The 18,961-nt window shown below is 63.0% G+C and carries 26 protein-coding genes; 15 read left to right on the top strand and 11 right to left on the bottom strand.

What is annotated here, in order from left to right; translation table 11 throughout:
* Positions 1-21: 21 nt before the first annotated feature.
* A complete protein-coding gene (gene apcB / locus TX72_RS02340; RefSeq protein ID WP_009790505.1) occupies positions 22-510 on the top strand; it encodes an allophycocyanin subunit beta in 489 nt (162 codons plus the stop codon).
* A gap of 5 nt (positions 511-515) precedes the next feature.
* Positions 516-716 carry a phycobilisome linker polypeptide gene (locus TX72_RS02335; protein ID WP_007098856.1) on the top strand — a complete coding sequence of 67 codons (201 nt, stop codon included), beginning with the start codon at positions 516-518 and terminating at the stop codon, positions 714-716.
* A gap of 59 nt (positions 717-775) precedes the next feature.
* Here the strand turns inward: TX72_RS02335 and TX72_RS02330 are convergent, their stop codons facing one another.
* Genes TX72_RS02330 through TX72_RS02310 form a run of 5 tightly spaced genes read right to left on the bottom strand, consistent with a single transcriptional unit; the run spans position 776 to position 7,099 of the window.
* On the bottom strand, positions 776-1,591 hold the full coding sequence (locus tag TX72_RS02330; RefSeq protein WP_011127356.1) for a TlyA family RNA methyltransferase: 816 nt from the start codon (positions 1,589-1,591) through the stop codon (positions 776-778).
* 2 nt (positions 1,592-1,593) lie between these two features.
* Positions 1,594-1,944 carry a nucleotidyltransferase domain-containing protein gene (locus tag TX72_RS02325; protein ID WP_225867753.1) on the bottom strand — a complete coding sequence of 117 codons (351 nt, stop codon included), beginning with the start codon at positions 1,942-1,944 and terminating at the stop codon, positions 1,594-1,596.
* Positions 1,901-2,308, bottom strand: a complete 408-nt coding sequence (locus TX72_RS02320) for a HEPN domain-containing protein (RefSeq protein WP_011127354.1) — start codon at positions 2,306-2,308, stop codon at positions 1,901-1,903. The genes TX72_RS02325 and TX72_RS02320 overlap by 44 nt, the downstream gene beginning before the upstream one ends.
* A 4-nt stretch (positions 2,309-2,312) precedes the next feature.
* Positions 2,313-3,434 (bottom strand): glycosyltransferase 61 family protein, encoded by a 1,122-nt coding sequence (locus tag TX72_RS02315; RefSeq protein ID WP_011127353.1) that lies wholly within the window; start codon positions 3,432-3,434, stop codon positions 2,313-2,315.
* Positions 3,431-7,099, bottom strand: a complete 3,669-nt coding sequence (locus tag TX72_RS02310; RefSeq protein WP_011127352.1) for a glycosyltransferase — start codon at positions 7,097-7,099, stop codon at positions 3,431-3,433. Before TX72_RS02310 ends, TX72_RS02315 begins: the two co-directional genes overlap by 4 nt.
* Positions 7,100-7,168: 69 nt before the next feature.
* Here TX72_RS02310 and TX72_RS02305 point away from each other — a divergent pair, with 69 nt between their 5' ends.
* The gene (locus TX72_RS02305) at positions 7,169-7,606 is read left to right on the top strand and encodes a hypothetical protein (RefSeq protein ID WP_042502970.1); all 438 of its coding nucleotides are present in this window, start codon (positions 7,169-7,171) and stop codon (positions 7,604-7,606) included.
* Between the two features lie 3 nt (positions 7,607-7,609).
* Here the strand turns inward: TX72_RS02305 and TX72_RS02300 are convergent, their stop codons facing one another.
* On the bottom strand, positions 7,610-8,512 hold the full coding sequence (locus TX72_RS02300; protein ID WP_042502967.1) for a peptidoglycan recognition protein family protein: 903 nt from the start codon (positions 8,510-8,512) through the stop codon (positions 7,610-7,612).
* A gap of 182 nt (positions 8,513-8,694) precedes the next feature.
* Here TX72_RS02300 and TX72_RS02295 point away from each other — a divergent pair, with 182 nt between their 5' ends.
* Both TX72_RS02295 and TX72_RS02290 read left to right on the top strand, forming a co-directional pair.
* On the top strand, positions 8,695-8,895 hold the full coding sequence (locus TX72_RS02295) for a hypothetical protein (RefSeq protein WP_011127350.1): 201 nt from the start codon (positions 8,695-8,697) through the stop codon (positions 8,893-8,895).
* 68 nt (positions 8,896-8,963) lie between these two features.
* Positions 8,964-10,211, top strand: a complete 1,248-nt coding sequence (locus tag TX72_RS02290) for an FtsW/RodA/SpoVE family cell cycle protein (RefSeq protein WP_011127349.1) — start codon at positions 8,964-8,966, stop codon at positions 10,209-10,211.
* On the opposite strand, the gene TX72_RS02285 is transcribed toward TX72_RS02290, so the two are convergent.
* Positions 10,197-10,499: a nucleotidyltransferase domain-containing protein gene (locus TX72_RS02285; RefSeq protein ID WP_011127348.1), complete on the bottom strand. Its 303-nt coding sequence runs from the start codon at positions 10,497-10,499 to the stop codon at positions 10,197-10,199. The two genes, TX72_RS02290 and TX72_RS02285, sit on opposite strands and share 15 nt — an antisense overlap.
* 96 nt (positions 10,500-10,595) lie before the next feature.
* Positions 10,596-10,922, bottom strand: a complete 327-nt coding sequence (locus TX72_RS02280) for an HI0074 family nucleotidyltransferase substrate-binding subunit (RefSeq protein WP_011127347.1) — start codon at positions 10,920-10,922, stop codon at positions 10,596-10,598.
* Positions 10,923-11,048: 126 nt separating this feature from the next.
* Between TX72_RS02280 and TX72_RS02275 the strand changes: the two genes are divergently transcribed.
* The 9 genes from TX72_RS02275 to TX72_RS02235 all read left to right on the top strand — a co-directional run bounded on the left by TX72_RS02275 (position 11,049) and on the right by TX72_RS02235 (position 15,812).
* Positions 11,049-11,702 (top strand): cytochrome c biogenesis CcdA family protein, encoded by a 654-nt coding sequence (locus tag TX72_RS02275; protein WP_404824903.1) that lies wholly within the window; start codon positions 11,049-11,051, stop codon positions 11,700-11,702.
* 4 nt (positions 11,703-11,706) lie between these two features.
* Positions 11,707-13,005: a cytochrome c biogenesis ResB family protein gene (locus TX72_RS02270; RefSeq protein WP_011127345.1), complete on the top strand. Its 1,299-nt coding sequence runs from the start codon at positions 11,707-11,709 to the stop codon at positions 13,003-13,005.
* 31 nt (positions 13,006-13,036) lie between these two features.
* Positions 13,037-13,264, top strand: coding sequence for a ribbon-helix-helix protein, CopG family (locus tag TX72_RS02265; RefSeq protein ID WP_042502961.1), 228 nt, complete (start codon positions 13,037-13,039; stop codon positions 13,262-13,264).
* A 158-nt stretch (positions 13,265-13,422) separates the two neighbouring features.
* Complete coding sequence (locus TX72_RS02260) at positions 13,423-13,830, top strand: nucleotidyltransferase domain-containing protein (RefSeq protein WP_042504136.1); 408 nt, start codon at positions 13,423-13,425, stop codon at positions 13,828-13,830.
* A complete protein-coding gene (locus tag TX72_RS02255) occupies positions 13,817-14,200 on the top strand; it encodes a HEPN domain-containing protein (protein WP_011127343.1) in 384 nt (127 codons plus the stop codon). The genes TX72_RS02260 and TX72_RS02255 overlap by 14 nt, the downstream gene beginning before the upstream one ends.
* Positions 14,197-14,547 (top strand): nucleotidyltransferase domain-containing protein, encoded by a 351-nt coding sequence (locus TX72_RS02250; RefSeq protein ID WP_011127342.1) that lies wholly within the window; start codon positions 14,197-14,199, stop codon positions 14,545-14,547. Before TX72_RS02255 ends, TX72_RS02250 begins: the two co-directional genes overlap by 4 nt.
* Complete coding sequence (locus tag TX72_RS02245) at positions 14,544-14,945, top strand: HEPN domain-containing protein (protein ID WP_011127341.1); 402 nt, start codon at positions 14,544-14,546, stop codon at positions 14,943-14,945. Before TX72_RS02250 ends, TX72_RS02245 begins: the two co-directional genes overlap by 4 nt.
* 13 nt (positions 14,946-14,958) lie before the next feature.
* Positions 14,959-15,330 (top strand): nucleotidyltransferase family protein, encoded by a 372-nt coding sequence (locus TX72_RS12800; RefSeq protein WP_011127340.1) that lies wholly within the window; start codon positions 14,959-14,961, stop codon positions 15,328-15,330.
* Positions 15,330-15,812 (top strand): ribonuclease toxin HepT-like protein, encoded by a 483-nt coding sequence (locus TX72_RS02235; protein ID WP_011127339.1) that lies wholly within the window; start codon positions 15,330-15,332, stop codon positions 15,810-15,812. The genes TX72_RS12800 and TX72_RS02235 overlap by 1 nt, the downstream gene beginning before the upstream one ends.
* A gap of 18 nt (positions 15,813-15,830) precedes the next feature.
* Here the strand turns inward: TX72_RS02235 and TX72_RS02230 are convergent, their stop codons facing one another.
* Together TX72_RS02230 and queF are read right to left on the bottom strand one after the other, a co-directional pair.
* Positions 15,831-16,049: an AbrB/MazE/SpoVT family DNA-binding domain-containing protein gene (locus tag TX72_RS02230; protein ID WP_158305714.1), complete on the bottom strand. Its 219-nt coding sequence runs from the start codon at positions 16,047-16,049 to the stop codon at positions 15,831-15,833.
* 15 nt (positions 16,050-16,064) lie between these two features.
* Complete coding sequence (gene queF, locus TX72_RS02225) at positions 16,065-16,454, bottom strand: preQ(1) synthase (protein ID WP_042504131.1); 390 nt, start codon at positions 16,452-16,454, stop codon at positions 16,065-16,067.
* Positions 16,455-16,599: 145 nt separating this feature from the next.
* Here queF and TX72_RS02220 point away from each other — a divergent pair, with 145 nt between their 5' ends.
* Positions 16,600-16,938 carry a P-II family nitrogen regulator gene (locus TX72_RS02220; RefSeq protein ID WP_011127336.1) on the top strand — a complete coding sequence of 113 codons (339 nt, stop codon included), beginning with the start codon at positions 16,600-16,602 and terminating at the stop codon, positions 16,936-16,938.
* A gap of 116 nt (positions 16,939-17,054) precedes the next feature.
* Here the strand turns inward: TX72_RS02220 and TX72_RS02215 are convergent, their stop codons facing one another.
* Positions 17,055-18,959, bottom strand: a complete 1,905-nt coding sequence (locus tag TX72_RS02215) for a polysaccharide biosynthesis protein (protein ID WP_042504130.1) — start codon at positions 18,957-18,959, stop codon at positions 17,055-17,057.
* Between the last annotated feature and the right edge of the window lie 2 nt (positions 18,960-18,961).

Genomic DNA, 18,961 nt, shown 5'->3' with positions numbered 1-18,961 from the left:
CTCACGCCTCCTTTCGGATCCATGCAAGACGCCATTACCAACGTCATCAATAAGTCCGACGTTCAGGGTCTCTACCTGGACACGGCCTCGATGACCAACCTCGAGTCCTACTTCGCCAGCGGCGAGCTGCGTGTGCGCGCTGCCGCCACCATCAGCGCCAATGCCTCCGCCATCATTCGTGATGCCGTGGCCAAGGCTCTGCTGTACTCGGACATCACCCGTCCCGGCGGCAACATGTACACCACCCGCCGCTACGCCGCCTGCATCCGCGACCTGGACTACTACCTGCGGTATTCCACCTACGCCATGCTCGCCGGCGACACCTCCATCCTCGATGAGCGTGTTCTGAACGGCCTCAAGGAGACCTACAACTCCCTGGGTGTGCCCATCGGCGCCACCGTTCAGGCCATCCAGGCCATGAAGGAAGTCACCGCCGGTCTGGTCGGCCCAGACGCCGGCAAGGAAATGGGTGTGTACTTCGACTACATCTGCTCCGGCCTGGGCAACTGAGGCCCATGCGGTTGTTCAAAGTCACCGCCTGCATCCCCAGCCCTGAAAAGGTGCGGACGCAGCGCGAATTGCAGAACACCTTCTTCACCAAGTGGGTCCCCTACGACAGCTGGTTCGCTGAGCAACAGCGGATTCAGAAGCAAGGTGGCCGCATCATTAAGGTGGAGCTCTGCACCGGCGGCCGTCAGGTCAACGTCGGTAACTGATCACCTCAACGATCAGCTGAAAAGCCCGGCCGCTGCGGTCGGGCTTTTTTTGTTGTCCATCAGCTGGCCAAAGTGGTCGCCACCAATGGCTCGAGATCCGGCAGCAAGGCTCCCTCCGCTTCCGCCAGCCACAGCACGTACTCATGGTTGCCAGCTGGGCCGGTGATCGGCGAAGCCACGATCCCTTGCGGATACCAGCCCAATTCAGCGGCCGCCGCCATCACCAGCTCAATCGCATCGCGGTGGGCTACCGGATCGCGCACCACGCCGCCCTTGCCCACCCGATCCTTACCGACTTCAAACTGAGGTTTCACCAACACCAGGGCCTCAGGGCAGAGACCACCCGCTGGCTGCAGCAGTCGTCGCAAGGCCGGCAGCACCAGACGCAGAGAAATGAACGACACATCGGTCACCGCCAGGCTGGGCCAGGGATCCTCCGCCCCGTACAGCTGCTCGGGCTGCAGGTGGCGCAGGTTGGTGCGTTCCCGCAACACCACCCGTTCATCGGTGCGCAGGCTCCAGGCGGTCTGGCCATAGCCCACATCCACGCCATACACCCGGGAGGCACCGTGCTGGAGCAGGCAATCGGTGAAGCCACCGGTGGAGATGCCGCCATCCAGGCAGACGCGGCCTTCCGTGGCGATCGGGAAGGCCTTCAGGCCCGCCAGTAATTTCTCGCCGCCGCGCGACACGAAGCGGGGGGGCTGCTCAACCCGCAGCTCCAGAGCTGCCGCCACCTCGGTGCCGGGCTTGTCCAGCAGGGTGCCGGCGCCATCGCGCACCTTGCCGGCCCGGATCAGTTGCTGCGCCTGTTGCCGCGAGACCACCAGCCCGCGACTGAGCAGCTCCAGATCCAGACGCTGTTTCGCAGCCATCGCTAGAGCATCCAGAGCAGATCACGCTGCAGCTCTGCGGCCATCCGCGAGCCATCCGTGAGCCGAGCGGTCAGCTCTTTGGGCGTCAGCACGAGAGCATCACAACTCAAGGGCAGCTGCTCGAGGGGCCAGCGCTGCAAACGATCGATTTGACCGCCTCTGGCGTCCAGATCGACGATCAACAGATCAAGGTCGCTGCCGAATCCGGCGCTGCCGCGGCCATAGCTCCCGAACACCCCCACCTGCTGCAGCCCAGGTGCGTTCTGCTTCTGCTCCACGGCCCAGGCCTGCACCTGCTCGAGCACCTGCTCAGGCGTCGGCCAACGCCAAACGGATTGCGTCAAGGAGCGCACGGGCATGGCTGAGGGCGTCAGAGCTCTGCAGGCGGCCGAAATGATCGGTGGGCGCACCTTCTGGAAGGCTATCGGGGTAACGGGTCGGGATATAAAGGGCATCCAGCACCCGCAGCCGGTCTTCCAGATCACAGACAGCGTTGGCCAGATCTGCCGCAACAGCAGGTGGCAACTCACGAAATGAACGGCCAAGGCCATGGCCCCAGCTCTGCTGTCCCTGCTGCAGGTGGATGGCCTTCAGGGCTTTTTCAACGGCTTGATGACAGGCGAAACAAGCCCACTCATGGTGACCGGCCTCGGCGCTCAGCTGGGCCTGAGCCAGATCAGCGGCTGCTTGGTGAAACCAGTCCTTGGAGCGGTTCATCCGTTCATTCTGAAGCCGCTGCGTCTGCCAACAAGCTCTCCAGCAGCTCTGCCTGGCCTGCCGTTGCCTCCTGGCAGGGCACGTACCACCCCTCAAACCGCTGCAAGCGCAGCTGCAGCATGAGATCCAGGGATGGTCGATCCCCCAGCACCAACAGCCGGGGCTTTGGGGCCTCTGGATCAATCCAGCCCAGCCCATGCCAGGCCGCTCCATGGAAACCGGCAATCACCCGTGCTGCCCGCAGGGCCGCCACCTGCACCTGCAACGGTTGCTGCTGGGGATGCCAGATCATCCAGCCGCTGGCCTCCAAAGCCAGCTCCAGCTCTGCTTCCCCCGGAATACGGCGCCGATCGTCCGGCAGTGCCGAACGGGAGAGATAGAGCTTGTCGACGGGCTCGGCTTCCACTCCAGCCGCCAGCTGATCACCCAGGGCCACCGCCGATCGCCACCACACCGATGACGTTCCGGCGTGAAGGCGCAAGCTCGGTTGGGGCACCAACACCCGCTCCAGATGCAACGCCGCCGGCAGATGGTGGTTGAGCAGCGGCGTCAGATGCTGGGCACGCATCAACCGGTGCAGCACCGCCAGCAATGGGTCCTCCGAATCGGCATCACCGAGCAACACCGGCAGCCCGACCAGTTCCTGGGGAGACTTCAGCAGCAGGGGCCAGAGGAAGGCCAGCACTTCGGTGAGCCATTCACCGAAAACAGCGCCATTCACCCGCGGCAGCCAGAGGGCCTGCTCCAGGCGCGGAAAACTTGGTACCGGTCTGCTCAACTCGATTCGGTGAATGGATTGCTGCGGCAGCTGACGCTGGCGGGGGAAACGGCTGAAGGCCGTCCAGGGAAGCGCGCGACCGTTGCCGCCATGGAACAGACAGCCCCGATCCGGCAGCCAGAGAACATCGCGGTACTCCAGCAACTGCGGTTCTGCGGTCCATTCGTCGGGATAAAGCCCATCGAGCTTTCCCAGCAACTTGGGGAGGCGGATCGGTTGTGCGGCAGCTGCGATCTCGGCATGAATCCGAAACCATTCCGCCAGTGGATCAAACGGATCTGGGTTCAGCGGATCGCGCAGCCACGAGGCTGCAGCCAGCTCCGAATCGGCCTGCAGCTGCTCATTCATCGGCGCAGGACACTGCGGTACAGCTGATCCAGCTCTTGATGCAGTGGTTTCTGGTCCCCGGCAAAGGCCAGCAACGGCTGGGGTGTTGGATGCTCAGCAGACAGCAGCTCCAGCACCGCCGCCAGTGCTGAGGCATCGCCGGCCGGCACACGGTGACCGTTCTCACCATGGCGAATCGGATCGGCCATGGCGCCGATATCGCTAGCCACCACCCACAAACCTGCCGACAGCGCTTCCCGGGAGACCAGGCCATAGCTTTCCGGCCAGATCGATGGGGCGAGCAGCACATCCTGCTCGGCGTAGAACGCTGCCATCGCCGCCATAGGGACTGGCGGAATCACGCAGACCGATGTTTCTCCCCACTGCATCCACTGCTCCTCATCGGTTTCAAGGCTGGAATCAATCACCGTGAGCTCAAGCCCGGGAGCTACGGGCCTGGCCTGCAGACACGCCGCCTGAACCACGTGCATTCCCTTGTGGAAGGCCAGGCCGCCGATGAAGCAACAGCGCAACGGTTGATCAGCAGGTCGCTGGCTGCGGGGACCCGCTGCCGGCATCGGCTGCCAGCGGTTCTCCATCACCGACACATTTTTAATACCGGCATACTCGTGTAAATCGGCAAAAGCCTGCGACACCGCCAGGCGCTTAGCAGCACCGGCCAACACCTGCTCCAGCTCTGTCCGTCGCTGCCGGTCCTGCTGCTGCTCCTCCGCATCGCTCGCCGCCATCACCTCCCTATGCCCCAGGGGGTCGCGAACATCGACCGGACGACCACTGGGGGTGGTAAGGAACTGACGCGGCGACAGCCACCAGCCGTCGTGGAGCGTCACGACGTAGGGAATCCCCAGGTCTCGAGCCACAGTCAACGGGCCGATGCCCAGCTCCTGGATGCAGTGGGCGTGCACCAGATCGAACCGCTCTGCTGCAAACCAGCGGCGACAGAAGGCCTCCACGCTCACATCGTGATGACGGCTCCAGCTGCGGGGCGGCAGGGTCAGGCGGACCACCCGCGCGCCATTCCATTGGTGCACCTGGATCGGCAACGGCTGTTCGATCTGCCAGACCTTGCGGGGCTTGCTTGGATCAGCGGGCTCCCGATCAAGATCCTCCTGCCAGGATGCCGACTCGGTGCAGAGCACCGTGACCTCCCACTGATCACCGAGCTGCTCTTGGATGTCCCGCACCTGATCCTGGGCGATCCGGGTGGCACCCCCAACGCTCTGGGGGGCGAAGTAAACGTTCAGCACCAGCAACCTGCGGCGCTGCGACGCGGCCAGAGCTCTGACTTGTGCTGCCGGTGGCTGGACCAACGGCGTCCAGAAGGCCTCCGCCTGATGGGGACCAAACAGCTCCTGGGCCCGTCGCTGGGCCCGCACCGCCATGGCGCGGGTGCCGCGGGGATCCGCCAGCAACTGCTCCACCGTGTCCACCCAGCTGTCGATGCCCCGGGCGAAACAGGCGTGAACGCCCTCCTGAAGGCACTCGGTGTAAGTGCGGGTGGGGCTGAGCACGCTGGTCAGACCGAGATAGCTGAACTCCATCCAGCGGATGGCACTTTTGGCATCGGTGTAGAGCCCGGGCTCCAAGGCCACCAAGCCAATGTCGGCCTCAGCGATCCGGCTCAGATAGGTGGGGTAATCACTGAAGGGATGGCAGCGGATCCGTTCCCGGTGTGGAAGGAGAACCAAAGGCAACTCGAGGTGTCCGAGCAGATCCAACTGCAGGGTTGGATTGCGCTCGAGCAACTGCGACAAGGCAGGAGCCAGCTCCTCAATCCAGATCTGCTTGTGGGCCTTGGTGCCACTGGCCACCAGCAAACGCGGCCGGCGACCTAGACGGCGCGGGGTCCTCAGGGCCTTCTGCAGCGACGGCGGCGCCAGATTGGGAAGCACCTCAACCGATTGATCGGGCTGCAACTGGTTCCAGCGGCGGGCCAGGGTCGGCGTGCTGACGATGACGGCATCACAAGCCCGCATCGCTGCCGCAAACAACGGAACATCGAGCTGGAGCCAACGGTGGTGCAGGGCCGTGATCGTGCCCCCGTAGCTGGCCAAAAGCGGCACACCGTGCTCCAGGTCGATCACCAGGTCATCCATGTCGTACCAGGTGGGCAACCCGGCCAGTCGGCAGGCTTCGATCGCCCGAAGCACCTGAACCGTGGCCGGCAAGCGACAGACGATCACCGCATCAGCCCAGAGCAGGGCATCGCTCCAATCCCAGTGTTCCAACTGCTCGCGTTGGATGATCCGGACCGAACAGCCCAGGCCCTCCAGCTGCTGACGCTTCTGGTCGACCCGGTACAGAAAACACTGGGGCAGGTCGTTGCTTGCCAACAGCAACCAGTGCCGGTGGGGCCCCGAACGCTGCGGCAGGGACTCGCTGGAGGCCTCGAGGCGCTTGCGGCAGCGAATCAACTGCTTCAGTCCCAGGTGGCGCAGCTGCAGCGCTGCCTGCAACAAGCCCGGATCCGGCAGCCGGCACAACAGCTGCGGGCGGCTGAGCAGGGCGCCGCTGAAATTCTGAAGCTGACGTTCCAGCTCCGGCCGCAATTTGCGCAGGGCTCGATCGTCCAAGGCGCAGCAGCGCTTGAGCCAGCCGATCAAGGCCAGCCAGTCGTGGTTGTGGCGTTGAAGGGCCAGCTCAAGTTGCGCATCAGGGCCCACTTGATCGGGCTGGATCCCCTGGCGCAGCAGCTGCAGGCGTAGAAACAGACCGTAGTTCTGCGTCTTGGGGGGCTCCAGAGCGGGAAGAATCGCGATTAACGCCTTCAGCACAGAGCGGCAACGGGTCTGATCCCGATCGAGCTGGTCTTCCAGTCGCCCGGCCACCAGCATCAGCCAGCTCTCCAGCCAGGACCTCCAGAGGCCGTGCTCCGTCGCTGACGGGGGCAACCAACGCAGGCTGCGCAGCTCAGCCAACCAGGGATCCAGATCAGGCGTTGTCGGCTCGATCAGCTCCAGGCCCAGCAGGGCGATCAGGGCGATGCGCCTCGGCACAGGATTCGCTGTGGCATTCACCGCCGGCGTCAACGTGATCAGGGCCGTCAACCAGGACCGGCCCTCCTGAAAACGATGGGCCATCAGCAACCCACCCGTGCCCTGAAGCCACTCCTGCAACAGGGATTCCGGCAGGCGACCATCGAGGCTTAAGGCCTTGGCGGCCAATGCAGCTGCCGCCATCGGCTCTGCCGCCGCCTTGACGGCTGCCTGGGCGCGGCGAGCACGGTATGGGCCATCGGCCGTGTCGGGAAGTGGTTGCAGCAGCTCCAAAGCTTGCTGAGGCTCCGCCAAGGCCAGGAGCACCGTTGCCAACTCAAGGCGGGCCGCCTCAAGAGCCGGCTGCAACTGCAAGGCCCGGGTTAACGCCGCTCGAGCGTCCAGCCACTGCTGCTGACGCACCAAACCAGCACCCAGCAGGTAGTGATTGGCGGCGCGTTGGGGATCGAGCTGCGCGGCCACGGCCAGCTCGGGCAGGGCCTCCTCCAGGGTGCCCACCATCAGGGCAGCCTTGCCGCGCCAATGGGTAAGGGCCGCCTGATGGTCTTCAGGGCAATCTGCCGGCAGCTGCTGCAGGGCCTGGCCCAAGGCGGCAAAGTCCTGGCGGCGATCCAGCTCAGCAAGCTGTTCAAGCGTGGCGGACCAGGACTGCTGCATGGCTGCGATCATCGCTGCTCAATAGGACTTGCCCGATGCCCCTGGCGTCGACGTACGGTTCAAGGAGCTTGGTGTTCAGCGATGACCATCACGGAAGCACCGATCCGTCGCAACCGTCGCCCCAAGAAACGGGAGCTGTTCTGCCCGGCCCATCCCGAACAGCTGATCCAGGGCAACGGCAAGAAGTACTACCTGCATCTGTTGCAGCCAGAGCAGCTGCAGCAGCGGGGCATGAACGCCAAGAAAGCGCAGCTGATCATCAACGCCTACCCGGTGCTGGTGCTGAGCAATGAATGGCTGGAGGAGCTGTTCTGCCCCAAATGCGGCAGCAGCCGTTGGTGCCACGTGATCAAGCACGACAAGATTGCTCACACGGTGCGCTGGGCATCGCGGGACCTCTGGGAGCAGGTGGCCCACGTGGATCCCACCGCCGCCAATCCGACGGTGAGCGAGTACACCCGCCGCAACGCCCGCCGCAATGCAATCAAACGGGTCGACGGCAAACGTTTTTACGACTGAACCTCAGCCCCCACGCCGTTCCCCCAGCACCAACGGTTCAAAGCTGACGCTGATGCCGAATTCCTCAGCGAACTCCAGCACCCGGCACCAGGCCCGATCCCCCTCGGACGAAGGTCGCAGGATGCCGGTGAGGATCACCGGCGCCTGGCCGCCCTGCAGGGCCATCTCCACCAGGGGCCAGCCCACCGCCGCCTGCACGGCATTGTCCCGGTAGGTGGGAGCCACATCGCTCGCTGCAATCAGCACCCGGCGTTGATCGCCATCCCATTGGGCCGCCAGGTCGTAACGCTGCAACAGGTCCACCATCAGGGCCCAGGACCGCCCATCGGCATCGATCTGCACCGATAGCTCCTGACCGCGGGCTTCGATGCTGGTGACGCCACGGAATGCCAGCCGATCGCTCGCCGGCGGCGCCAGCTCATCTCCGTTCAGTAAGGCCGCAATGCGCTGCCGCAGCTGTTCACCGCCATCACTGGGCCCGTATTGCTCCAGCTGCAGCAGATCCCAGCGCTCGCCGGTGCCGCCCCAGATCACCGGTCCGTAGTTGTCATGCATCCAGCGGCCGTCGCGGTTCGAGGCGGCTTCGGCGTGGGCCATCACCGATTGGATCGTGATGTCGGCGGCCGTCCAGCCCCAGCTGCGGGCGATGGCCGCCACCTCCTGGCACAGGCTGAGCAGCTGAGCCGCCGTGGGCGGCAGCGTCCAGGGGTCGGGTTGACCGCCCATGCAGGCGCAGGCCAGGGCGATGCTGTTGCTGTTGCGCCGCCAGGTGTGGGCCGGCAGGTCTGCCGTGAGGGCATGCAGGCGATGGACGCGGCCATCACCGCCAATGATCCGGTGGTAGTGACCGGGGCGGATCCAGTCGTAACCGTGGGCGGTCCAGTGCAGATAGATCGTGGCCGCCACAACTGAGGCTCTGGCTTGAAACCAAGTGTGCAAACAAGGCGGAACGACGTCAGCAGCTCCGCACCGGGACCCCGCATTTGTGCCATTCCGTCATAAACACCGCCCCGATCCCGAAGAAAACCAGGGATCCATCCGGCGGTTAGCAATCCGCCGGGAGGATCGCTGCAAGCCACCTCCTGGACGTGTCTGATCACCGCCCCAAACCCGCCAAGGTGGTGCCGCTGCTGCGGCCGGGAACCTTCGTGACCCTCGACAACCAACCCGCTGACCTGCCACCGTTTCAATTGATCCAATGCCGGGGTGGACGTTGCTGGGTGCGTCAGCAGGCCTGGGGGCAATTTGTGCAATGGGAAGTGGAGCACGAACGGCTGCGGGCCGCCTGATGCCAAGGCCTCAAGGCCATGATTTGTTGATAACCAGTGGCTTGGCAAAGCGTCAATGACGCGGCTCAATGGGGCATCGAATATTGGAACAGTCCCCGTTGGTCACCGCCACAGCCCCACGACGCCGCATCGCCCGTGAACGGGTGCGTCAGCGTCCGGGGTTGATCCAGCGGTTGATGCCCCTGCCCTGGGCCCTCTGGCCAGCGGAAGCACGGTTGCTGGTGGGCCTGGCCGCCTTCTGGAGCCTGGCGGGATTGCTGGTGCTGGTCTCCGCCAGTTGGTGGGTGGCCGCCCGGGAGATCGGCGATGGCGCCTTCTACGTGAAGCGCCAGGCGATCTGGCTGATCGCTAGCTGGAGTCTGTTCAGTCTGGCGTTGACCGCCAATCTGCGGAACTGCCTGCGCTGGGCTGGGCCGGCCCTATGGGTGGGCTGCCTGCTGATCGCCGCCACCCTGATGATTGGCACCACAGTGAACGGCGCCAGCCGCTGGCTGGTGCTGGGGCCGCTGCAGATCCAGCCGTCGGAGCTGGTTAAGCCGTTTGTGGTGCTGCAGGCGGCCAACCTGTTTGCCCCCTGGTGCCGGATGCGGCTGGATCAAAAGCTGCTGTGGCTGGGCAGCTTCGGGGGGTTGCTGCTGCTGATCCTCAAGCAACCCAACCTGTCCACTGCTGCGTTGATCGGCCTGACCTTGTGGATGGTGGCGTTGGCCTCGGGCATCCGCTGGCGCAGCCTGCTGGGCACCGCCATCGCCGGTGGCGCCCTGGGCACCGCCAGCATCCTGATCAATGAATACCAACGGCTGCGGGTGGTGTCGTTCCTCGACCCCTGGGCTGATCCGATGGGGGACGGCTATCAGCTGGTGCAAAGCCTGCTGGCCATCGGCTCAGGCGGCCTCACCGGCCAGGGCTACGGCCTCTCCACCCAGAAGCTGCAGTACTTGCCAATCCAGAGCACCGATTTCATCTATGCGGTGTTCGCCGAGGAATTCGGCTTTGTGGGCTCAGTGGTGCTGCTGCTGTTTCTGATGCTGGTGGCCTGGGTGGGGCTGCGGGTGGCCCTGCGCTGCCGTTGCAACCAGACCCGGCTGGTGGCGATCGGCTGCTGCACGATCCTGGTGGGCCAGTCGATCCTCAACATCGCTGTGGCCTCCGGCGCCATGCCCACCACCGGGCTGCCGCTGCCATTGGTGAGTTACGGCGGCAATTCGCTGATGTCCAGCCTGGTGATCCTGGGGCTGCTGGTGCGTTGCTCCCTGGAATCCACCGGCCTGATCGGCGGGCGGGAGCGGAAGATCCGGCCGTCAGGCCGAAGCTGATCGCGGCTGATGCCCACGCAGATCCTCAGGAAGCTCGTGCCACAAGGCCAGGTCCACCGACCAGGGCAACAGCAGCTCATCAATGGCGTGCATCAGCCGCAAGCGGTCCTGATGGGTGATGGCATCACCGATCAGACAGAGATCAAGGTCTGATCCCGGGCGATGGCACCCCATGGCCCTTGAGCCGAACAGCCACACCTGCTCCAGCCCCGGCTGCTGAAGGAGAACTTCGGCCAAGCGCTGGCAGGAGGGCTCTGGGACACCGGGAATCTCCAAAACCATCGTCATGCCTCGCCCTGTTCCTGCTGCAGGCGCTGGCGTAATCGCAACCGCAACTGTTGGAAGCAGGCCAGGTAGCGGTTGGTAATGTTGGCGGCGATGGCCTCAGCGGTGGCGCGGTTGTAAGTGTGACTGGTGACTGGTGAGGTTGCGGTCTTGAATCATCAACATCCAGGTCTCGCCATCGCTGATCAGCCCCAGCTGAAAGGCTTCCCGCAGGGTGTCACTGGAGCCCAGCAGATTGGCATTGCCCTGGCTGCGCAGCAGATCGCGAAGGGTGTTCCAACTCAATTCAAAGGTGTATTCGAAGGCTTTGATCAAACCCTGCTGCTCACGCTCGTTGAGTGCGGGAGGCTCGAAAAAGGTCTCCAACTGCTCAAGGGCTGAGCAGTAATTCGAGAACCGTTGTTGCCAGCGCACATCTGCCGTCATGGTTCGAGGCTATCGGCGCTGTTGCTGGCTGGATAGGCTGACGTCCCTGACGTAAGGCCAACACTGGACGCCCTGCTGCTGCTCTCGGATCTGGCCCAGACCAGCGAAGCGCTGCTGGATCAGGCGTTGGCGCAACCGGGGCCGCTGACGCTGGGTCTGGTGTTAGCCGGTGGAGCCCTCACCAGCCTCGGGCCCTGTTCCCTGTCGCTGCTGCCAGTGACCCTGGCCTATCTGGCGGGCTTTGAGGATGGCCAAACCCCCTGGCAGCGCAGCCTGGCCTTCTGCGGCGGCATCGTCGGCGCCCTGGTGCTGCTGGGCAGCCTCAGTGGCCTGTTGGGACGCATCTACGGACAGGTGCCGGCCCTGGTGCCAACGCTGGTGGCGGTGCTGGCGGTGTTGATGGGGCTGAACCTGCTGGGGCTGCTGCGCATCCCCCTCCCCAGCGGACCGGACCCCGAACGGTGGCGTAACAAGGTGCCGGCTCCTCTTGCGCCGGTGGCCGCCGGCCTGGCCTTTGGCTTGGCCGCCTCACCCTGCACCACACCGGTGCTGGCGGTGCTGCTGGGCTGGATCGCCCAGAGCGGACGCCCCCTGGTGGGCATGGTGCTGCTGAGCTGCTTCGGGGTTGGCCAGGTGCTGCCGCTGCTACTGGCGGGCACCTTCGCCGCCAGCGTCCCCAAGCTTCTGGCGCTGCGCTCAGTCGGCCGTTGGGTGCCGCCGATCAGTGGCGTGGTGCTGCTCACCAGTGGTGTGCTTACGCTTCTGGCGCGTTGGGCCTGAACCCATGAAGCGCCTGCTGGTGTGGCTGTCTGATCTGCGAGTCGCCATCGTGCTGCTGCTGCTGATTGCCCTTGCCAGTGCCGTGGGCACAGCGATTCCCCAGGGCGATCCCCCTACCAGCTATGTGGATGCCTACGCAGAAACCCCATGGCTGGGGCTGCTCCATGGCGAGCAGGTGCTGCAGCTGCAGCTGGATCACGTGTATTCCAGCGGCTGGTTTCTGGGCCTGCTGGCTTGGCTGGGGCTGGCGCTGATCCTCTGCAGCTGGCGGCGGCAATGGCCTGCACTGCAGGCGGCACGGCGCTGGATCGATTACCGCACCCCGCGGCAGCTGAGCAAATTGGCGATTGCCGAAACCATCACCTGTCCTGATGCGGAGGCGGGCCTCACTCAACTCTCGGCAGTGCTGCAACGCCAGGGCTGGGAACTCAAACCAGGCCTCAACCGTCTGGCGGCCCGCAAAGGGGTGATAGGGCGGGTCGGACCGCTGCTGGTGCACACCGGGATGGTGCTGCTGATGCTGGGGGCGGTCTGGGGCGCCCTGGCGGGCAACCGACTGGAGCGTTTTCTGGCGCCTGATCGCACCCTAGATCTACTCAGCCCCCGCGGCGACAGCCAGCTGTCGATCACCCTGCAGGACTTCCAGATCGAACGCGACCCCGCCGGTCGGCCCGAACAGTTCCGCTCACTACTGGCCCTCAGCGACAGCGAGACCCCGGAAGAGATCAGCGTCAACCATCCGCTGCGGCACCGGGGTATCACGATCTATCAGGCGGACTGGGCCCTGGCCGCGATCGGCGTGCAGATCGGCCGCAGCCCGGAACTGCAATTGCCGCTTCAGACCTACCCGGAACTGGGGGATCAGGTGTGGGGATTGGTACTGCCCACCCGCCCTGACGGCAGCGAGCCGGTGTTCCTCAGCCTGGAGAGTGAACAGGGGCCAGTGTCGGTGTACGACAGCGATGGCTCAGCGCTGACCCTGTTGCGGCCCGGTGGCCCGGCTGAAGAGGTGAAGGGGCTGCCGCTGCGGGTGGCCTCGGTGCTGCCGGCGAGCGGGCTGCTGCTCAAGCGTGACCCCGGCGTTCCACTGGTGTACCTGGGCTTTGCGGTGCTGCTGCTGGGGGGCGGCCTCAGCCTGGTCGCAACCCGTCAGCTGTGGGCGGTGGCCAGTGATGGCCAACTGCATGTGGGTGGTCTGTGCAACCGCAACCTGGCGGCTTTCGCGCAGGAGTTGCCGCTTCTGCTGCAGCGTGTGGTGGCTAGAGAACAGCACGACAGCCCACAGTCGGTCCAATCGAGCTAAGTGTTGAACGCGTTATTAAACACTTGCAGCCATGGCTATGGGTGTTCGTCTCGAGCCTGAGCTGGAACAGCAACTGGATCAATTGGCAAAACGTATAGGAAAAAGTCGCAGTGCCTGCGTGCGCGACGCCATCGCCCAATACGTGCAGCGGTTCGGCCAAACCGATGAAGCCCTTCGGCAGTCGACCTTGATGGCCGCGCATGCCCATCAGACGGACTGGTGCGTCCAAGTGCCGGACTGGAGTGACTGGACAGCATGAGCGCCGTGGTGGTGCTGCACGGGCTGATCGTGGCCGTGGCCGCGACAGGGGTCTATGAGCGTCTCAGCTGCCTGGATCTCGCCCTGCGCGCCTGGCTGGACTTGGCGTGAAACGAACCAATGCCAGCAACAGCTGCTGCCCTGCATCACAATCATGATGTGGCTCACTCCTTCTCCACCGTTGCTCTGCCCTGGACCACGTCCAGGCCTTTGGCCTTGCCCAAACAGCTCGGAGACGGCATTGACATAGCGCTGCTGAAGCAAGGGCTTCAACGGCTCATGGCCTGTGAGGGTGTGGGGGCCGTGATCCTGTTCGGCTCAAGGCCCCAGGGCACGGCGCGGGCTGATTCCGATCTTGATCTGGCTGTGATCTGCCGAGAGCCTGAGCTCACCAGCCAGCAACGCACCGAGCGCTGGCGCACCTATCGAAAAGCCCTCGGCCCGGTGGGCTGCGGCGTCGATCTGGTGTTGCAAGGCCAAGCTGACGCCGCAAGATTGGCCAGCTCGCGTTGGCATGTGATGAAGGACGTGGCCCGCCACGGGGTGGTGCTGTATGCCTCCCTCTGAGGACGCCCAGCTGCTGCTGCGGATTGTGGAGCGTCACCTGCGCAGCCTGAACTTCGGCCTGGACGAGCAGTTCCCAGCCGAAGACTGGGGCTTCACGGCCCAACAGGCCGTCGAAAAGCTGTTGAAGTGTTGGATCGTCCTTGGGGACGGCGAGCCTCCCCGCAGCCATGAGCTCGACCTACTTTCCAGTGAGGCCAACCTCGAACTCACAGAGCTGCTGCTGGGCCTGCAACCGTTTGCGGTGGAAGCGCGCTACCAGGACGGCGACTTCAAACTGCCCGCCAGTCGGGCCAGAATTGTGGAGGAGATCCAGCTGTTGGCGGACCAGCTCCGCCAAGCCATCGAAGCAGGAGCCAACACAAGCCCATGACGAGCTTTCAAGACCTGCGTCAGCGCCGTCATGCCCAGTGGCTCACGGAACTGAAGCAACAGATCCAGGCCATCGTGGAGAGGGAAGCCAAACCACCGCAACAGATCTACCTGTTCGGTTCACGGGCCCGTGGTGATTGGGACGGCCTCTCGGACACCGATCTGCTGGTGGTTGCCGACTCCAAAGGGGAAGCTGATCGATGGGCTGATCAACTGCTCGATGGTGGACTCGCCCAGGACGTGATCGGCCTCGATCAGGAGGCATGGCACAACTTGCCGAACCATCCCTCGGTGATCTGGCGCCATGTCGCTCGGGAAGCCCAGCCTCTGATTGAGGCCGGGTCATGAATGCCCGCCCCAACGCTTGGCTACGCCAGGCCGAGAACGACCTGGCGTTGGCGCAACTGGCGCGAGACAACGGATTCCTGGCCCAGGCTTGTTATTACGCCTCGCAAGCTGCAGAAAAGGGGTTGAAAAGCGCCCTGCTGGAACTGGGCGAGGAGCCGCCCCACACTCATGTGCTGAACGACTTAGTGGGTCGGCTGAAGCAGAACGGTTTAGACACGCGAGCACTTGAGGCCCTCCCCTTACGCAGCCTCAGCCGCATGGCGATTCAATCCCGTTACCCGATGGATGCCACACCACCATCGGAGCTCTTTGATCCAGAAGAAGCTGATCAGGCCCTGACCACGGCCGGTGAGGTGTTGACCATGCTCAAGGCTCTGAATCAAGACAGGGCCAGCTGATCAGAGTGAGCCCATGACCCTTTACGCCCAGGAGTACTGGAAGCAGCGCTTCGCGGCAGATCGCGAGCAACTGGAGAAGAGACGCCAAGAAGGCTTGGCTCAGGGCGCCAAGGCGGCTGCGGCGATGCGCGAGAGATGGCCGCAGATCCGTGCCGTGCATCTGTTCGGTTCCGTTCTTGATGATCGCTTCCGCAGCCATTCCGATCTCGACCTGCTAGTGGACGGTCTGCCGCCGGGGTCGCTACTGGATGCCATCACCCTCGCCGAAGACGCCGGACCGTTACCAGTGGACCTGAAACGACGTGAAGATCTCAGCGATGATCTGGTCCAACGGCTGCTGCGTAAGAGCCAAATCCTGTATCAAAACGATCCACCCATGCCGTGATGCAAGTCGCCGATCTGCTGGAACTGCGCGATGACCTGAGTCGCGAATGCTCTGGCCTGCACAAGTTGGTGACTGGCTTGAGAAAACTCAGCCAGCGATTGGACCATTCAGCCGACGCTGTGGAAGCCGCCGCCCTGCGTCTGCACAGCTTCTACATCGGAGTGGAGCGGATGTTGCTGCTGATTAGCCGTGTGGTGAATGGAGGAACACCCAGCCAATGGGAAGGCTGGCACCGGCGCCTGTTGGAACACATGGCGATGGCCACAGACATCAGACAGGCGGTGCTTAACGAGTCAACACAGCAGGAGCTTCAGCAACACCTGCGATTCCGTCACCTGGTGCTCAATCTCTATGCCGATGAGCTGAGACCAAAGCCGATCCAGCGCCTGATTGAGCAGCTCCAGCACACGTGGCCAAAGCTGCAAGCAGACATCACAGGCTTTCAACGCTGGCTCAGGTCGATTGCTTCCGAGAGCATTTGATTCAAGGCCAAACAGTCGTCACAAGTCCGCAAAGGCTGCTTCATCGGCCTCACTGGCCCACTCCGTCAATCCAGATTGCAGGCTTTGCGGATAGGCCTGATCTCCACCAGACACAAGCCTGAGCCGAACCGGAGCGCCCTCAAGCTCCAAGCTCACCAAATCGCCGGCCTTAAGTCCTAAAGCCTCCAGAACAGCCTTTGGGATGGTGACTTGCTCCTTAGCGGAGACGACAGACAAGTTCACAGCGCAAACTCAGCAAGGCTGACGAGTGCCATGGCTCACCCGCACCACGGTGTGGACATTGCCGCGGGGGTTGAAATCCGCCTCAAGCTGCATCCAGACCGGATCCGTTGCCGCAACTAGGTCATCCAGGATGCGGTTGGTCACCTCCTCATGGGAGATCGACTGGTCGCGGTAGCTGTTGACGTAGAGCTTGATCGCCTTGAGCTCCACCACGCGGGGTCCGGGTTGGTAAATCAGACGCAGCACCGCGAAATCGGGGTAGCTGGAGAACGGGCACTTGCAGGTGAATTCCGGCAGCTCAATCGACACCTCATAGGGCCTGCCTGGCCGGGGATTGTCGAAGCAAATCAGCTCGGCTTCAGCAATGGCACGCTCGCCGTAGAGGGGGGTTTGGGTCAGCTGATCCGTCATGGAGCCGAGAGAAGAAAGGCGTCAAGCCAAGAGTTGCCAGAACGCTAGAAGGCGAAGGCACTCATTCGGTTACAGGGGCTACCCACACCGCCACCATTCACGTCATGCTTAATTTAGGTCGGGTTCTCCACCCATGAAAAAAGTTGAAGCCATCATCCGCCCGTTCAAGTTAGAAGACGTCAAGGTCGCCCTCGTTGAAGCCGGCATCATCGGCATGACTGTCAGCGAGGTCCGCGGTTTTGGCCGCCAGAAGGGTCAGGTAGAGCGCTATCGCGGTTCAGAATTCACCGTTGAGTTCCTGCAAAAGCTCAAGATCGACGTGGTCGTTGACGACGAACGGGTGGATGACGTTGTCAAAGCCATTGCAGATGCGGCTCGAACCGGCGAAATCGGTGACGGCAAGATCTTCATCAGCTCTGTAGATTCCGTCGTACGGATTCGGACCGGCGACCGGGACAGCTCAGCCCTTTGAATTCCACTCAAGCTAATCAACTATAAAAGCCTCCCCAACTGAGAGATTCATATTCAGACAAAAGGCCATTGACTAAAGTTAGGCATAAAAAACTCACATACCAAATCAATACGTTATTACTGAGCTTTTTTCCACTCGGGGACAAGTTCAGAAAGTATCTCCAGTGATTTCTCTTTATTTTGAATTTTGAGAGCTTCCTCAAGTTGATCCAATCGAGGCCAAAGGTCTCTTGGGTGAATTGAGCGCTCAGTTGCTCTAAAAATCAAAGGGTGATCTGTGGTCTGCGATTCAGCTTCGATCAACAGCTCCTCGTACAACTTCTCGCCTGGCCTCAGTCCTGTGCAAACGATTTCAATATCGCCGTTGGGATTGTGTGCATTACGCAGCGACAAACCGCTGAGGCGCACCATCTGCTCAGCCAAGTCTTTAATGCGCACCGGTTCACCCATATCCAACAGGAACACATCACCTCCCTCAGCAAGGGTGGCAGCCTGCAGAACCAGTTGTGCGGCCTCCGGGATCGTCATAAAATAACGAATGATCTCGGGATGGGTAAGTGTGATCGGCCCACCAGCAGCAATCTGTTTCCGGAACAGGGGCACCACTGACCCCGACGAGCCCAGCACGTTGCCGAAGCGCACCATGGCAAATCGTGTGCGGGGCTGGCCCGCGGACTGGGGGATTTGGGACAGCTCTAGTGCTGAGGCCTGCACAACAAGCTCCGCTAGACGCTTGCTGGCGCCCATCACATTGGTGGGACGCACCGCTTTGTCGGTCGAGTTCAGTACCAGTTCGGTCACTCCAGAGGCAACAGCGGCCTGGCAGACCACTCGAGTGGAACCCATGTTGTTGGCCAGACCTGCCAGCGGGTTGGCTTCCACCAGAGGAACGTGCTTGTAAGCGGCGGCATGGAACACGGTCTGCACGCCGTGGCCTGCAAAAGTCCGTTGCACCAGCGCCGGATCGGCGGCACTGCCGAGCACTGGAAACAGCTCAACCGATGCGGGCAGCTGCTGGCGCAGCTCCGTCTCCACGGCATAGAGCGACGGTTCACTGCTCTCAAGAAGTATCAAGACCCTTGGGCTCAGCTGCAGGATCTGACGACAGAGCTCGGAGCCGATCGAGCCGCCGGCGCCGGTGACGCACACCACCACATCACGCAGGCCAGGGCCGAGAAGCTCCGGCACGGGCGGCACAGGATCACGGCCGAGCAGGTCTTCAATGGCGACGGGGCGGAGTGCATCGATGCGGGCCCTGCCGGAGGTGAGGTCATCGACCGAGGGGATCTGCAACACCGGGATCGCCTGGCGTTGCAACTCAGCGACGATTCGGCGGCGTTCACTGCGGGGCAGCGAAGGGATCGCCAACAACACCTGATCGACCTGATCCTGGATCTCACTCAGCACCTGGGGCGGCCGGATCGGAATGTCGTTGATCGTGCGCCGCCAGAGACTCGGCGCATCATCGAGAAAGGTGATGATCTGGTGGTTGCCCGCCAGGCGCAGGGCAGCGGCGAGCTGGGCACCGGCCTCACCGGCGCCATATATGGCCACACGCATCATCTGCCTTTGGCTCACCGAACGCAGCGACAGGAGTAGGTCACGCAGGGCAAAGCGCACTACTCCGGTGAAACCAGTGAGCAACAACCAAAGCAGAATCCAACTGCTGCGTGGCGGCATTGGCAAACGCAGCATCAGGCCCGTGGCCGCCAACAGCAGCACAAACAACCCATTGCGGCCAGCGAGGCGGTAAACGACACGACTGCCTACATAGCGGGTGAGGCCCTTGTATTGCCCGGTAAAGGCATAAAGAGGCAGACCAACCAGCAAAACCGCTGGTAGTAACCACAGACCGGCAGACTGAAAATTGGGATGAAACGGATGAGCCAACCGCAGCCAAAAGCTGAGCCAAACAGCCAAAGGCAGCAGCAGAGCGTCGATGCCGATCAGCAATAGACGACGGGCCTTGGGCGGAAAACGAACAGCTCGTTCAGCGACTTCTAGGGAGTAGAAAAGAGACAACT

This window comes from Parasynechococcus marenigrum WH 8102 (assembly GCF_000195975.1).
GTDB classification, from domain to species: domain Bacteria; phylum Cyanobacteriota; class Cyanobacteriia; order PCC-6307; family Cyanobiaceae; genus Parasynechococcus; species Parasynechococcus marisnigri.
The sequence above is the reverse complement of the archived record's forward strand: the minus strand, read 5'-3'. Positions and strand labels throughout refer to the sequence as shown.

Bases quoted from the DNA above. Each gene is read 5' to 3' on its own strand.
- TX72_RS02310 (WP_011127352.1), bottom strand. From the start codon at position 7,099: ATGATCGCAGCCATGCAGCAGTCCTGGTCCGCCACGCTTGAACAGCTT.
- TX72_RS02250 (WP_011127342.1), top strand. From the start codon at position 14,197: ATGACGAGCTTTCAAGACCTGCGTCAGCGCCGTCATGCCCAGTGGCTC.
- TX72_RS02280 (WP_011127347.1), bottom strand. From the start codon at position 10,922: ATGACGGCAGATGTGCGCTGGCAACAACGGTTCTCGAATTACTGCTCA.
- TX72_RS02265 (WP_042502961.1), top strand. From the start codon at position 13,037: ATGGCTATGGGTGTTCGTCTCGAGCCTGAGCTGGAACAGCAACTGGAT.
- TX72_RS12800 (WP_011127340.1), top strand. From the start codon at position 14,959: ATGACCCTTTACGCCCAGGAGTACTGGAAGCAGCGCTTCGCGGCAGAT.
- TX72_RS02290 (WP_011127349.1), top strand. From the start codon at position 8,964: ATGGGGCATCGAATATTGGAACAGTCCCCGTTGGTCACCGCCACAGCC.
- TX72_RS02305 (WP_042502970.1), top strand. From the start codon at position 7,169: ATGACCATCACGGAAGCACCGATCCGTCGCAACCGTCGCCCCAAGAAA.
- apcB (WP_009790505.1), top strand. From the start codon at position 22: ATGCAAGACGCCATTACCAACGTCATCAATAAGTCCGACGTTCAGGGT.
- TX72_RS02330 (WP_011127356.1), bottom strand. From the start codon at position 1,591: ATGGCTGCGAAACAGCGTCTGGATCTGGAGCTGCTCAGTCGCGGGCTG.
- TX72_RS02315 (WP_011127353.1), bottom strand. From the start codon at position 3,434: ATGAATGAGCAGCTGCAGGCCGATTCGGAGCTGGCTGCAGCCTCGTGG.
- TX72_RS02220 (WP_011127336.1), top strand. From the start codon at position 16,600: ATGAAAAAAGTTGAAGCCATCATCCGCCCGTTCAAGTTAGAAGACGTC.
- TX72_RS02320 (WP_011127354.1), bottom strand. From the start codon at position 2,308: ATGAACCGCTCCAAGGACTGGTTTCACCAAGCAGCCGCTGATCTGGCT.
- TX72_RS02270 (WP_011127345.1), top strand. From the start codon at position 11,707: ATGAAGCGCCTGCTGGTGTGGCTGTCTGATCTGCGAGTCGCCATCGTG.
- TX72_RS02255 (WP_011127343.1), top strand. From the start codon at position 13,817: ATGCCTCCCTCTGAGGACGCCCAGCTGCTGCTGCGGATTGTGGAGCGT.
- TX72_RS02335 (WP_007098856.1), top strand. From the start codon at position 516: ATGCGGTTGTTCAAAGTCACCGCCTGCATCCCCAGCCCTGAAAAGGTG.
- TX72_RS02285 (WP_011127348.1), bottom strand. From the start codon at position 10,499: ATGACGATGGTTTTGGAGATTCCCGGTGTCCCAGAGCCCTCCTGCCAG.
- TX72_RS02245 (WP_011127341.1), top strand. From the start codon at position 14,544: ATGAATGCCCGCCCCAACGCTTGGCTACGCCAGGCCGAGAACGACCTG.
- TX72_RS02235 (WP_011127339.1), top strand. From the start codon at position 15,330: ATGCAAGTCGCCGATCTGCTGGAACTGCGCGATGACCTGAGTCGCGAA.